This window comes from Kitasatospora sp. NPDC089797 (assembly GCF_040684795.1).
Classification (GTDB): domain Bacteria; phylum Actinomycetota; class Actinomycetes; order Streptomycetales; family Streptomycetaceae; genus Kitasatospora.
Map to the genome: position 1 here is coordinate 25,665 of NZ_JBFBGS010000011.1, position 13,278 is coordinate 38,942.

8 protein-coding genes, 1 tRNA gene and 1 pseudogene are annotated in these 13,278 nt (G+C 69.0%); 4 read left to right on the forward strand and 6 right to left on the reverse strand.

All coding sequences use genetic code 11. The features are described from left to right. The first annotated feature begins 102 nt into the window (after window positions 1–102). Window positions 103–2,871, forward strand: a complete 2,769-nt coding sequence (locus AB0O91_RS10945; protein WP_363430200.1) for an AAA family ATPase — start codon at window positions 103–105, stop codon at window positions 2,869–2,871. Window positions 2,872–2,923: 52 nt separating this feature from the next. On the opposite strand, the gene AB0O91_RS10950 is transcribed toward AB0O91_RS10945, so the two are convergent. Beyond that, window positions 2,924–3,859 carry a YDG/SRA domain-containing protein gene (locus tag AB0O91_RS10950; protein WP_363430202.1) on the reverse strand — a complete coding sequence of 312 codons (936 nt, stop codon included), beginning with the start codon at window positions 3,857–3,859 and terminating at the stop codon, window positions 2,924–2,926. A 109-nt stretch (window positions 3,860–3,968) separates the two neighbouring features. Further along, a complete protein-coding gene (locus tag AB0O91_RS10955; protein ID WP_363430204.1) occupies window positions 3,969–5,330 on the reverse strand; it encodes an EVE domain-containing protein in 1,362 nt (453 codons plus the stop codon). 449 nt (window positions 5,331–5,779) lie between these two features. Between AB0O91_RS10955 and AB0O91_RS10960 the strand changes: the two genes are divergently transcribed. Continuing rightward, window positions 5,780–6,637 carry a DUF6551 family protein gene (locus tag AB0O91_RS10960; protein ID WP_363430206.1) on the forward strand — a complete coding sequence of 286 codons (858 nt, stop codon included), beginning with the start codon at window positions 5,780–5,782 and terminating at the stop codon, window positions 6,635–6,637. A 386-nt stretch (window positions 6,638–7,023) separates the two neighbouring features. Continuing rightward, the gene (locus AB0O91_RS10965) at window positions 7,024–7,965 is read left to right on the forward strand and encodes a nuclease-related domain-containing protein (RefSeq protein ID WP_363430449.1); all 942 of its coding nucleotides are present in this window, start codon (window positions 7,024–7,026) and stop codon (window positions 7,963–7,965) included. Between the two features lies 1 nt (window position 7,966). On the opposite strand, the pseudogene AB0O91_RS10970 reads toward AB0O91_RS10965, so the two are convergent. The 3 genes and pseudogenes from AB0O91_RS10970 to AB0O91_RS10980 form a co-directional block, all read right to left on the reverse strand. Beyond that, window positions 7,967–8,401, reverse strand: a pseudogene (locus AB0O91_RS10970) (NUDIX hydrolase). A 498-nt stretch (window positions 8,402–8,899) separates the two neighbouring features. Further along, window positions 8,900–8,973, reverse strand: a tRNA-Pro gene (locus AB0O91_RS10975). A gap of 100 nt (window positions 8,974–9,073) precedes the next feature. Continuing rightward, complete coding sequence (locus AB0O91_RS10980; RefSeq protein ID WP_363430208.1) at window positions 9,074–10,018, reverse strand: metallophosphoesterase; 945 nt, start codon at window positions 10,016–10,018, stop codon at window positions 9,074–9,076. 198 nt (window positions 10,019–10,216) lie between these two features. Between AB0O91_RS10980 and AB0O91_RS10985 the strand changes: the two genes are divergently transcribed. After that, window positions 10,217–10,669, forward strand: a complete 453-nt coding sequence (locus AB0O91_RS10985) for a GatB/YqeY domain-containing protein (RefSeq protein WP_363430210.1) — start codon at window positions 10,217–10,219, stop codon at window positions 10,667–10,669. A 125-nt stretch (window positions 10,670–10,794) separates the two neighbouring features. Here the strand turns inward: AB0O91_RS10985 and AB0O91_RS10990 are convergent, their stop codons facing one another. After that, window positions 10,795–13,062, reverse strand: a complete 2,268-nt coding sequence (locus AB0O91_RS10990) for a transglycosylase domain-containing protein (RefSeq protein WP_363430212.1) — start codon at window positions 13,060–13,062, stop codon at window positions 10,795–10,797. Window positions 13,063–13,278 lie beyond the last annotated feature (216 nt).

A 13,278-nucleotide genomic window follows, 5' to 3' on the forward strand; every position in this document is an offset into this window, starting at 1 on the left:
CGGCGTACGTAACCGGCCGCCGGGCCCACGGAGGAGGTGTCCGCACGTCCCGCGTGGGCCGTTGCGCCGGAGTGCCGGCGGCCGGCTCGATAGGGTCGGGGCATGCTGTACGGGAGGGAACACGAACAGGCCGCCGTGGACGAGCTGTTGGCGCGGGCGCGGGACGGCCGCAGCGGCGCGCTGCTGCTCCGGGGAGAGGCGGGGATCGGCAAGACCGCCCTGCTGGACGACGCGGTCGACCGGGCCGGGGCGGCGTTCCGGGTGATCCGGGTGGCCGGCGTCGAGTACGAGGCCGAACTGCCCTACGCCGGGCTGAGCCTGCTGCTGGCACCCGCCCTGGACGACGCCTCCCTCCGCTCCCTGCCCGGTCCGCAACGCCGTTCCCTGGAAGGGGCGTTCGGCCTCGGCGATGATCTGGCCGGCGGGTCCCGGCCGACCGAAGCGCCCGCCGACCGGCTGCTGGTCGGCCTCGCCACCCTCGGACTGCTCGCCGAACTCGCCGCCGAACAGCCGCTGTTGTGCGTGCTCGACGACGTGCAGTGGTTGGACCGGGCCTCCCTGGACGCTCTGCTGCTGGCCGCCCGCCGGCTCCAGGCCGAGGGCGTGGCCCTGCTGCTCGCCGCCCGCACCGAACCCGGCAGGCCCGTCGACCGCGGCCTCGGCCTGCCCGAACTGCGGGTGACCGGACTGGCCGAGACCGACGCCACCCTGCTGCTGACCGAACGGGCCGGCACCGACCTGCCCGCCGCCGTCCGCGACCGGCTGCTCGCCGAAGCCGCCGGGAACCCGCTGGCGCTCACCGAACTCCCCGTCACCACCGGCCCGCAGGCGTCCACCGCGGGCGGCCTGCCGCTCACCAGCCGGCTGCTGATCGCCTTCCACGGCCAGGTCACCGCCCTGCCCCCGGCCACCCAGACCCTGCTGCTGGTCGCCGCCGCCGAGGAGAGCGGCGAACTGGACGTCCTGCTGCCCGCCGCGGCCGCGCTCGGCGTCGGTGCCGAACACCTCGCCCCCGCCGAGGAGTCGGGCCTGGTCACGGTCGGCCCCGACCGCCGGATCGCCTTCCGCCACCCACTGCTGCGCTCCGCGATCCTGCAGCGCGCCCCGCACCACCAGCGGTTGACGGTCCACCGGAGCATCGCCGCGGCCCTGCCCGAGGGCGACCGCCGCACCTGGCACCGCGCCCTCGCCGCCACCGCCCCCGACGCCGAGCTCGCCGAGGCGCTCGAGCTCACCGCGGTGCGCACCGGGCGGCGCGGCGGCCACGGCGGCGCGGCCGCGTACGAACGCGCCGCCCGGCTCACCCCGGACCGCGACGGCGTCACCCGGCGCCTCGTGCTGGCCGCCGAAGCCGCCACCGAGGAAGGCGAGTTGGAGCGCGCCGAGACGCTCGCCGACGAGGCCGGGTCCCGTACCGACAGCGTCCTCGCGCACGCCCTGCTGGACGCCGTCCGGGCCACCGCGCACTTCTGGCGCGGTTCCTATCCGACCGCCCACCGGCTGCTGCTCGACGCCGCCGGCGCGCTCGTCGACCACCCCGACGCGGCCGGGGCCGTCGAACCCGCCCACGCCGCCCGGATGCTGTTCCAGGCCTTCCACGCCGCCTGGTACGCGGGGGAGGAGCCGGTGGCCGAGGTGCTCGACCGGCTCGCCGCCGTCCCGCTGGCCGCCGACGACCCCGTCGCCCCGCTCGCCCGCTACCTGCCCGCCGCCGTCCTCCCGGCGCTGGGCCGACCCGTCGCCGCCCCGCCACCGGCCCGGACGGCCGTCGAGGCAGCCCGCCGGGCCGGCGCCGAGAGCCCCGCCGACCTGGTCCAGCTCTGCGGCGCCACCCTCGTCCTCGGCCGCGACGAGGAGACCCTCGACCTCGGCGGCGAACTCGTCGCCGAAGCCCGAGCCAAGGGCACCCTCGGGGTGATGCCCACCCTGCAGTTCTTCCTCGCCGAGGCCGAGCTCTTCCACGGCCGCCACGCCGACGCCGAACTCACCGCCACCGAGGCCCTCGCACTCGCCCAGGACACCGGCCAGCACCAGTGGGTCAGTCAACTCAGCGCGCTGCTCGCCTACCTGGCCGCCCTCGACGGCCGCACCGAACGCTGCACCGAACTGGCCACCACCGCCCTCGCCACCACCGGCCCGCAGACCGCCGCCCCGGCCGCCGGCCGCCCCTGGGCCCACTGGGCGCTCGCCCTGCTCGACCTCGGCCAGGGCCGGGCCGCCGGCGCCGCCGACCGCCTGCACGCCCTCACCACCGGCCCGCACCGCCACCACGTCAGCGCCACCCGGTCCGTCCCCGACCTGGTCGAGGCCGCCGTCCGCCTCGGGGCCCCGGACCGCGCCGCCGAACCCTACGAACGCTTCGCCCGCTGGACCGCCGCCGCCGACCGCCCCTGGGCGGAGGCCCTACGCCTGCGCTGCCAGGCCCTGCTCGGCCCCGACGAGCTCGCCGAACCCGCCTACCGCGCCGCCCTGGACCTCCACGCCACCGCCGACCGCCCCTTCGAACACGCCCGCACGGCCCTCCTCTACGGCGAATGGCTCCGCCGCACCCGCCGCCGCACCGACGCCCGCCCCCACCTCACCGCGGCCCTGGAAACCTTCGACCGCCTCGCCGCCCACCCCTGGTCCGCCCGCGCCCGCACCGAACTCTCCGCCACCGGCACCCCCGCCCCGGCCTGGACCACCCCCACCGCCCCGAACTCCCTCACCCCCCAGGAACTCCAGATCGCCCGCCTCGCGGCCGCCGGCCTCACCAACCGCGACATCGCCGCCCAACTCTTCCTCAGCCCCCGCACCGTCGCCCACCACCTCTACAAGGCCTACCCCAAACTCGGCATCACCTCCCGCACCGCCCTCCCCACGGCCCTCTGAGCGCGCACGACTTGGGCCCCGCCGATTCAATTCCGGCGGGGCCCTGGGTAGCTCAGTTCGTGGTGTCGTGCTTCCAACCCTCTGAGTGGTGGTTCCGGTGGTAGGCCAGGTGAGTCTGGTCCATCCGGTGGTTGGGAGCCTCGTGCAACTTCCCGATCTCCGCACCCGTGGAGTGATCGGTGATCGTGAGATCGTCCGCGATGGTCAGCATGCCGAAGTCGAAGAGCGCGTGGTGGTTGGGGCACAGGCACAGGACGTTCGCCGCGACGTCCGGGCCGTCGTGCGGGCGACCGAGCGCGCGGACGTGCGCCGCTTCTGCGTAGGCGCCCGTGCGGGTGACGAGTCGGATACCGCACACCTGACACGTGAAGTCGTGGGCTCGCTTGACGTGGTTCGCGACCTTGGTGCTTCTGACGATCCGCTGGACCGTGGCTTCCAAGCGGGTCGGGGTGCTCTGCCCGGCTGGTTCCCTGAGCGGTGTCACAGGGGTCTGTGCTTCACCGGTTGAGACCTGCTCCAGACGGTAACGCCAGACCAGGAAGCCGGACTTGCCGCTGGCGTGCCAGTAGTCCACGACCCGAAAGAGCCCGTCATAGCGGTAGTGCATGCTGCCGGCGCGTCCGGAGCCGTCCGGCTCGCCCCGGACGACCCGTACCGGAACACTAGTGGTCCTGCTGGTGACCAAAGCGGCGTTGCCGAGGGTGAGCGGCTGGTCGAAGGTCTGGATGCGTTCGTCCTTCTTCCGACCGCCCTGGCCGGTGTAGACGATCACGTCACCGTAGTCCTCGTCGTCCTCGTAGCCACCGGACACGACGATGGATTGAGCTCCCCGCTCCTCCGTGCCGCAGATTCCTGCTTGGAGCTGTCGATGGACGCGTGCATCGAATGCAGCCCGGCGATTGGCGAAGACGTGTCCGACCGCTACTCCGGGCACGTGTCCGAAGCCGTCGAAATCGGCAAGGGCGTCGAGATGGGTTTCCTGCAGCAAGTCCTCAGGTCTCTCTGTGTCGAAGAAGCGGCTCGCCAGAGCGCGGTCAGCGGGCAGCGCAGCGGCCTTGGGGTGCTAGGTGACTCACCGAGCTTAGACATACGGCTTGCTACTCCCAGACCTTGGCGTCTGCACCTGGCCAAGCGACCACCACCCCAGCCCGTTCGCAGATGCCCAACCAGCGCTCCTCCAGCGGTGTGCGCTCCAACCATAGAACTCCACGAACTTGCGTTGCCCGCGCGCTGAGTTGGTCTACATAGTCAAGCAACTGGCCTATTCCAGTTCGCAGTTGATGAGACTCGTTCTCCGGCCGCAGGGATTTCACCTCGGTCACTGTTAGCGTGTCGCCGTCGTGCCATGCGATATCAAAGGCTGGGTCAGCTGGACTCGGCGACAACGGCTCCATGCCGCGAGCTCGCACCTGTTCGGCGAGTGCGTTCTGGAGCTCTCGATGCTTGCTGAGGTTCCGACCCATCAGTGCTGGGTCCGGAGCACTTGGGATGGCTGGCTTCGGAACCGTGGTCTCGTCCTCGACTCGGTAGGCACTGCCCACGGGCACGCCGGGAGCGGTCACCGCGGCCCCCACCCGGATGAGGTGGAAGTGGATGACCTTTCGCTCTGGTCCGCCGTTCGTGGACTTGGCGCGCCCCCATGAGTACGGCTCTCCAGGATCGAGGATCCACTCGCCCGCGTAGCGGACCGTTCCACGGCTGCCGATGAAGAGGCGAAGGTGTCGACCGTCCTGAAGGTGGTCCCGGATGGCCTTGTTGCCCTTGGTGAAGACTTGATCGGCGGTCTGTCCCTGACCGGTGTAGCGGAAGCGGTCGTCGGATTCCCAGACGTCGTCGTAGCCGTGCTGTTCGCCCGTGCTGGCGTCGGTGAAGATCAGGACGTTCTTTGACTGCACCGACGGACTAATACCTCCTTGGCGGATGCCCCCGTAACGGTCGTGAAGCTCGACTCGGCGAATCTCTTCCCCAGGTTGAAGGTGCCAGTCATCGTCTGCCGGCATCGCACCGCTCGGTCCTGAGGTCACTGTTTGCTGGGCTTCAGCGGCTAGTGCTTCCCATTGTTCGTCCGTCAGCCGGTGGGGGTTTCCGGCGAACGGCTGGGACAGAATCCCAGCACCGGCAAAGGTGTGGTTGCCCCTGAACCACTCCCGTGGGATCGGGGATTCCAACCACCTCTCCACCTTCAGCGGCACGGCCTCCCGCGGCCCAGGCGGTTCGTCCCAGTACTGATCGTCGGCCTCCTCGCCTTCGTCCCAATAAGGCTCTCCGGTGAGCTCGCCAATCGCGACCACACCACCCCCTGGGCCGCTCACCCACAGTGCGAACGGATCGCCCGTCCGCATCTCCTTCAGGTAGCGCCGGACCGTCCACGAGTCCAACTCGCTACCTTCTGCTCGAAGGTCATTGATACGGAACCGTGCCGGGTTGCACACCAGTATCCATGCCGTCAAGGCACCCACCCCTTCCCCTACTGTTGTCGAGCCACAGCGTAGCTACGTGGCGCAAACGGGTTCGGGATGTCAACGGGTCCGGGTGCCCCGGCATTACAAGGATTGACCTGCGATACCTGTCCTGACCTGCCCCGCGTCCACGCCGCCGCTTCCGGGCTGCCTTCCCACTGGCATCCTCGACTGACCGTCACATGCCGCCGGGTCTGGGATGCCTGGGCGCGGTCTTCGGCGCCGGCTGCCAGTGCTCCGAAGAAGCCGGCTCCCACGTAGCCACAGCCACTCGATCACAGCCGGTATCTGCCGGGATCGCACGATTTGCCAGTCGGATTGATAACTTGCCTGCAAGACAAGCGAGTTGTTCGATGGTGACGGCGATCAAGTCGCCGTCTCCCGCATTCGGGAGCTGACAAGTGTCGCCGTCGCCCTCCAGCTGGGTGCTGACACGCAAGGAGAAGGTCATGTCCGCCAAGGACTACAGCTACGGCATCCCGGACCACCCGATCACGTACGACAAGATCGATCCGAGATCCATCAAGTTCGATTCCCGGGCCCAGCGCAACCTCAACAAGGCTCGCGCGATGGCTATCGCCGAGAAGCTGGTTCCCACGGCTCTCGGGACGCCGATCATCTCGCAGCGCGCCGATGGTCAGTATGCCGTCGACGGCATGCACCGGGTTTACGCATGCCAGCTCCTCCTGGCTGGGAAGGTGACGGTCTCGGAGGAAGTCCTCCAAGCCGTCCAGAGCATCACCTGCGAAGTCCACTCCGACTTGTCGATGGCCAACGAGGCATCCCTGTTCATCATCAAGAACAAGGAGTCCTCGAAGGTCGGTCCGAACGACGAGTTCAGAATCGGCGTGCTAGCTGGCCATCCGCTCTTCGTGGACACCAACACCGTTCTGGAAAAGCATGATCTCAAGGTTGGTAGCCGCACCACGAACGGCGTAAGGGGAATCAAGGGAATCCTCGGCATTGTCGAGGAGTATGGCCCGGAGATCCTGGACCAGTCACTTGCCATCGCCGAGGCCGCTTGGGGGCGCACCCCCGACACGTGGCACTCCGTCACCATAGGTGGTATTGCCATCGTGGTGTCCAAGCATCCGGACTTGGTCAAGCCCCAGGAGCTGGCACAAAAGCTCAAGCGTCAGGGCGATCCCCTTTCCTTCAAGGCCAAGATCCAGACCATCGCGACGAACAACAACACCCGAGCCGATGGCACCAAGGGGCGACTGGAGGCAGCTCATCTGGCAGTTGCGTCGGCTTGGAACTCCAGCCGGCGTGTCAACCGCATTCCCGTCCCGAATATCTTCGAGTAGTCCCGCCCGGCAAATACGTTGCCCCGCGCTGGCTCTCCCATGCGGGGCAACGCTGCGCCTTACCACCGCCCCTCCCGAGGCTACGGCTTGAACTGAGCGAGTGGTTCCCCAGTGGTTCAGGAGGCCGGGAACCAACGCCGGATCTCAGGTCTGCCGTCGATGTGCCGTCCCCTGGGCTCGGCCCGTCGCCCCGCCGAGCGGAGCGAGGTCTTGAACCAGTAGCGGAGCTCGTAACAACCACCCTCGCCATCGCTCGGCCAGCTCTCTCCCAACCCCTCCGGGGCGCTGGCTGGACTGGCCCGCCTGGCTGACTCTCCGCGTTCCTGCTGATCGCTACGTGGGCATGCTGGCTTTGGTCAGGGAGGGCGGGCGAAGGGGGACGCGTGATGGAGCTGGTGGTGAAGCCCTGGCGGGTGCCGGGGAAGGAACGGCTTTACGTCAACAAGGCTGGTCCCCGTGGCGAATCGGTGGCCTGGCTGGACTGCAAAACCGGGGTAGTCACGGTGGAAGTCCCCGAGTTCGAGAACTTCGCTCTGGCCAAGATCGAGGAGTGGTGTCGCTCGTCAGGCAGTCACGTACCGCCGCGTACCGTTCAGCGCCGAGGTGAGAGGCAGCCACCGGCGAAGACGGTCCCTGCCTCGGTACCGCAACCTCGGGCGGGGGTCCCGTTCCTTCCTCCGATGCGGGAGGAGGATGACCTCGCTCGTAACCTTCCCGGTGCAGGACTGGAGAGCCTGGTGCGTGAAGGCGAAGAGAGGTACGGGCTACTCGTCCGGCTCGCTGCCAAGGTGTCCGGTCAGCGCCTCGGTGATTCGAGCACGCTTCGAGGCCTGGAGGGCGAGCAGATCGTCGGGGCCCGGCTGGAGCCGCTGAAAGCCGCTGGCTGGAAGGTCCTGCACGGGGTTCCGCTGCCGTCAGGGGCCGACATCGACCACGTGGTGGTCGGCCCGCCAGGCGTCTTCACGATCAACTCGAAGCACCACCCGGGCGCCACGGTCTGGGTCGGCGAGAAGATAGTGAAGATCAACCGGAACAGTTTCCCGTACCTGGAGAACTCGGAGTTCGAGGCGAGCCGTACCGCCAAGCTGCTCACCGAGTGGTGTGGCTTCGAGGTGCCCGTTCATCCAATCATTGCCGTTGTCGGCGCCCAGAAGATCACTCTCGGTGCGACGTCGGGAGTGACGGTCGTTGATGGTGAGCAGATCGCGTCGGCTCTGCCCTCCCGGCCGGCAGTCCTGTCCCCGAACAGGGTGGACCGGGTCTTCACCATCGCCCGCCATCGGCATGTCTGGAGCCAGCTGGGGAAGCGCGGCAAGAAGAGCAGCTGACTCAGCTCGCCTGCGGCGTGTCGATGAGCGTCCGGCCGTCGTGGGGCCGGACGTGCGGAGCTGCGTCGCCCTGAACCGCGTCGAGCAGGCGGATGGCCTAGACCTCGCCCATGCGGTCGGAGATCTCCTCTGGGGTGAGCCACGCAACGGCGGTCGACTCGTCGGGCAGCTGCTCGCTGCCGCCCTCAGGGTGGCACCGGAACACCGGGGCAACGATGCCGCGGGTCACGTTCTTGTAGACCCCGGCGAGCCGTTCCACAGAGGCCTTGGTACCGGTCTCCTCGTACACCTCACGGCGCACGCCGTCCTCGAGCGTCTCCGAGAGCTCCAGCACTCCGCCGGGCGGCTCCCACGTGCCGTTCTCACGCACCACCGCCCCGGCCACGAACACGGGGTGGAGAGGCGTTGAAACCTTCTTTGCGGCGCTGGTACTCATGTACAGAGGAACAGGAGACCTTCCAGCACCATGGTGAGCGGGCGAGGCCGCGCCGACGGCGAAAGCGAGGTTTCAGCGGATTGCGGACGACCCGGCATCGCAGATCCGGACCGGGGTCCTGGCTCCCGGCGGGATAAGGCCCCGATGGCGCTGAGCCCCGGATCCCCGGTGATCCACCTCGTCCGAGACGCCGTGTCCCTTGCCGACCGCGTGGTTGAGACCTGTGACACCGTGATGGCCGCTGGCCAGTTCGTTCTGGACTATCGCCTCCCAGCGCGCGACTGACGCTAGCTCGACTCTCGCAACCGGTCGCACGATTCTTCGGCCAGGGAGGAGGTCTACCGGAAGCAGATCCCGCCCGGTAACCCAGGCAGGCGCCACGGTGCTGGACGACATCTTCAAACAGGGCGCTGAGGCGTAGTCACTCAGTCGGTGGCACAGAACGAGGAAGGGCCCCACCGGATTTCTCCGGCAGGGCCCTTACCTGCAACTACTGGGTCGGGGTGGCGGGATTTGAACCCACGGCCTCTTCGTCCCGAACGAAGCGCGCTACCAAGCTGCGCCACACCCCGGTCTTTCTGTTTGTCGCTCCGTCTCCTTCGCGACGAGTAGAACTCTACCGGACGCTCGCCGAGACACGAAATCCGGTTTCGTGCGGGCGTCCGGTCGGGGTCAGCGGGGGGCCGGGGTGAGGGTGAGGAGGGTGGCTTCCGGGGGGCAGGCGAAGCGGATCGGGGTGTAGCGGTTGGTGCCGCAGCCGGCGGAGACGTGGAGGTAGGAGCGGTGGCCGCCGGCCTGGTGGGTGGAGAGGCCCTTGACCCGGCGGGTGTCGAGGTCGCAGTTGGTGACCAGGGCGCCGTAGAAGGGGATGCAGAGCTGGCCGCCGTGGGTGTGGCCGGCGAGGATCAGCGGGTAGCGGTCGGCGGTGAAGGCGTCGAGGACGCGCAGGTAGGGCGCGTGGACGACGGCGAGGGAGAGGTCGGCGTCGGCGGAGGGGCCGCCGGTGACCGCGGCGTAGCGGTCGCGGCGGATGTGGGGGTCGTCGAGGCCGGTGAACTCGAGGTCGAGGCCGTTGAGGGTGAGGCGGCCGCGGGTGTTGGTGAGGTCGAGCCAGCCGGCCGCGTCGAAGCCGTCGCGGAGCTTCTCCCAGGGGTTGTGCACGGCGCCGCTGATGCCGCGGTTGCCGGTGCCGTCGGGGTTGTTCATGCCGTGCACGCCGGTGCGCAGGGCCTGGAGGTAGCGGGCGGGGTTCTTGCGGGCCGGGCCGTAGTAGTCGTTGGACCCGAAGACGTAGACGCCGGGGAAGTCCATGAGCGGCCCGAGCGCGTCGAGGGTGGCGGGGACGCCGAGCGGGTCGGAGAGGTTGTCGCCGGTGTTGACCACCAGGTCGGGGCGCAGGCCGGCCAGGCTCTGCAGCCAGCGCTGCTTCTTGCCCTGTCCGCTCACCATGTGGATGTCGGAGACCTGGAGGACCCGGAGCGGCTTGGCGCCCGGGGGCAGGACGGGGACCTCGACCCGGCGGAGCCGGAAGGCACGTACCTCGTACCCGACGGAGTAGGCGAGGCAGGCGGCGCCGGCGGCGGCGACACCGAGGGGAACGGAGTACAGCGGTCGCATCGGTCCATGCTCTCAGACGGTGGATCAGGTGGTGAACGTCCGGTGGGGCGGTGCGGTCACGGCCGCCGCGACGTGCGAGGGACGGGCCCTGCGATGATCCGGACCGCGTCACCGGACTGGGCGGTTACGGACCCACCGGGAGCGCTCCGGGCCCGTAAAGGCAAGCGACGGATTGCCGCAGATGGGAGACTCGTGGCCATGACCACGCTCAAGGAGCAGTTGCACGAGGACCTCACGGCTGCCATCAAGGATCGGGACGAGCTGCGCTCGTCCACCATCCGGCTCACGCTGTCCGCCGTCACCAGCGAGGAGGTCGCGGGCAAGCAGAAGCGCGAGCTGTCCGACGACGACGTGCTGAAGGTGATCGCCCGCGAGGCGAAGAAGCGCCGCGAGGCGGCCGAGGCCTTCGACCAGGGCGGCCGGGCCGAGCAGGCCGCGCGGGAGCGCGCCGAGGGCGAGCTGCTGGCGGGGTACCTGCCGAAGCAGCTCTCGGACGAGGAGCTGACCGCGATCGTGGCCGCCGCCGTGGCCGAGAGCGGGGCGAGCGGCCCGCAGGCGATGGGTGCCGTGATGAAGCTGGTGAAGCCGAAGGTGGACGGTCTGGCCGAGGGCGGCCGGGTGGCCGCCGCGGTGAAGGCCGCGCTGGCCTGACCAGGGGGCGGCAGACGCCGCCCTGCGGCGCAGCAGTACCCCAGCGGGGCAGTACCCAGGGCATACGCCGAGGGGCGCCCTCCGGAAGATCCGGAGGGCGCCCCTTCGCCGTGGTACGGGCCCGGTCAGTGCCGGCCGCCGTTGCCGTTCCCGTTGCCGTTCCCACCGCCGCCGATCATGCCCGGCGGGAGGGTGAACCCTCCTCCTATCACCCCACCCGGGCCGTTGCCGTTCCCGTTGCCGTTCCCGCCGGCCGTGGCCGGCGGCGGCGGGTTCTGCCCCGGCTGCTGCTGCGGCTGGGCGTTGGGGTCGGCCGGCGGGGTGGCGCCCGGCGGGGGAGTGGCCGGCTGCGGGTCCGGGATGTTGGTGGTCTGGATGGTCTCGAGCGGCGATCCCTTGAGCGCCTGGTTCATGGCCAGCTGCCAGATCGGGCCGGGGCCGTCGGCGCCGAACACCTCGTCGAAGTGCTTGCCGCCGATGTTGATGTTCTTCATCTTGACGCCGCCGGCCGGGCCGCCGAGCCAGACCGCGGTGGCCAGCGACGGGGTGTAGCCGTCGAACCAGGCGGCCTTCTTCTCGTCGGTGGTGCCGGTCTTGCCGGCGATCTTGCGGCCGTCGTCCAGGCCGAGGGCGGCCGCGGTGCCCTTCTCGGTGACGTTGAGCAGGACGGTGTTGAGCGAGTCCGCGGTCGACTCGGAGAAGGCCTGGCTGCACTGGGACTGCGGGACCTTGAGGTCCTTGCCGTCCACCGTGGTGATCTTGTTGATCGCGATCGGGGTGCAGTACTTGCCGCGGGCGGCGAAGGTGGCGTAGACGTTCGCCATGGTCAGCGGGGAGAGCTCCAGGGTGCCGAGGACCATCGAGGGCACCTCCTGGAACTGGTCGCCCTTGGCGGACTGGGTGATGCCCAGCTTGTTCGCCATCTGCTTCATCGCGCAGAGGCCGACCTGCTGCTCCATCTCCACGAAGTAGGTGTTGACCGAGAGCGCCATGGCCTGCTTGAGCTCGTACGGCCCGACCTCGCTGGCCGACTCGTTCTTCACCGTGGCCTTGGGCTTGTCGGTGTTCTTCCAGGTGCCGTTGCAGGTCGAGATCTGGGGGTAGTCGATCTTGTTCTCGGACGGGAACGACTGGGTGTTCGACATGCCCGACTCCAGCGCCGCCGCGGCGAGGATCGGCTTGAAGGTCGAACCGGTCTGGAAGCCGTTGCCGCCGCCCATCGAGGAGTCGACGTTGAGGTTGACGACGGTCTGGTTCTTGTTCGGGTCCAGGCCGTAGGGGCGGGTCTGGGCCATGGCGAGGATCTTGCCGGTGCCGGGCTCCATCATGGTCGCCGCGGCCGACACCTGGTCGGTCACGTTGACCTTCTTGGTGACGGCGTTCTGGGCGGCGGCCTGCTTGTCCGGGTCCAGCGTGGTGTAGATGTTCAGGCCGCCGGTGTCCCACAGCTTCTTGCGGTCGTCGGCGTTCTTGCCGAAGGCCGGGTCCTGCTTGACCACGTGGCGGACGTAGTCGCAGAAGAAGCCCATGCCGGCCTGGGCGGTGATGCAGCCGTTCTGCGGGTCCTTGTACTTCAGACCCAGCGGGGCGGCCTTCGCCTCCTTCGCCTGGTCGGCGGTGATGTGCTTGTTCTCCAGCATCTTGTCGATGACGACGTTGCGGCGCTTCACCGTGTTGTCCGGGTAGCGCACCGGGTCGTACTGCGACGGGTTCTGGACCACGCCGGCCAGGGTGGCCGCCTCCGCGATGGTCAGGTCCTTGTTGCTCTTGCTGAAGTAGCGCTGGGACGCGGCCTCGACCCCGTAGGCCTGGTGGCCGTAGAAGGTGATGTTGAGGTAGTTGGTGAGGATCTGATCCTTGCTCAGGTCCTCCTCCAGCTTGATCGCGACCTTGAGCTCCTGGATCTTGCGGCCCAGGGTCTTGCGCTGCGCCTCCAGGACGGCGGCCTGGTCGTCGCCGGCCTTCTCCACGTTGACGTTCTTCACGTACTGCTGGGTCAGCGTGGAGGCGCCCTGGGAGGTGGTGCCGCTCTCCGCGTTCTTGCCGACCGCGCGCAGGATGCCCTTGAGGTCGACGGCGCCGTGCTCGTAGAACCGGGCGTCCTCGATGTCGACCTGGGCGTGCCGCATGTACGGCGACATCTGGTCGGCGGTGATGACCGTCCGGTCGCGCTCGTAGACCTTGGCGATCAGCCCGCCCTTGGCGTCGAAGATCTGCGTCGCCTGGGTGAGCGGCGGGGTCTTGAAGTCGTCGGGGATGTTCTGGAAGCTCTCCGCCGTGTCCTTGGCGGTCAGCCCGATGGCGCCGACGGCGGGCAGGGCGAGGCCTGCCAGCAGGACTCCGGAGAGCACGCTGACGCCCAGGAACTTCACGCCGTTGCCGACGTGGTCCATCGGTGATCCGCTGCTCTTGCGGCGCGGAGCCCCGGGGTTGCCTGGGGGCGGGGTTGCCTGAGGGCGCTTCGGTGCCATGGGGAGAACCCTACGTCCCCGATTCCCGCACATAGGGGCAGGTGTTCGCCTAGGCTTGTCACAAGCTTGCGACAGCTTCGGTGCGTCAACATCACTCACTCTTGTGAGTGCGGAGAGTTGCCCGAATTGCCCTCCCTT

Coding starts and splice junctions, on each gene's coding strand:
- AB0O91_RS10985 (WP_363430210.1), top strand. CDS start 10,217: ATGACCACGCTCAAGGAGCAGTTGCACGAGGACCTCACGGCTGCCATC.
- AB0O91_RS10980 (WP_363430208.1), bottom strand. CDS start 10,018: ATGCGACCGCTGTACTCCGTTCCCCTCGGTGTCGCCGCCGCCGGCGCC.
- AB0O91_RS10960 (WP_363430206.1), top strand. CDS start 5,780: ATGTCCGCCAAGGACTACAGCTACGGCATCCCGGACCACCCGATCACG.
- AB0O91_RS10965 (WP_363430449.1), top strand. CDS start 7,024: ATGGAGCTGGTGGTGAAGCCCTGGCGGGTGCCGGGGAAGGAACGGCTT.
- AB0O91_RS10990 (WP_363430212.1), bottom strand. CDS start 13,062: ATGGACCACGTCGGCAACGGCGTGAAGTTCCTGGGCGTCAGCGTGCTC.
- AB0O91_RS10945 (WP_363430200.1), top strand. CDS start 103: ATGCTGTACGGGAGGGAACACGAACAGGCCGCCGTGGACGAGCTGTTG.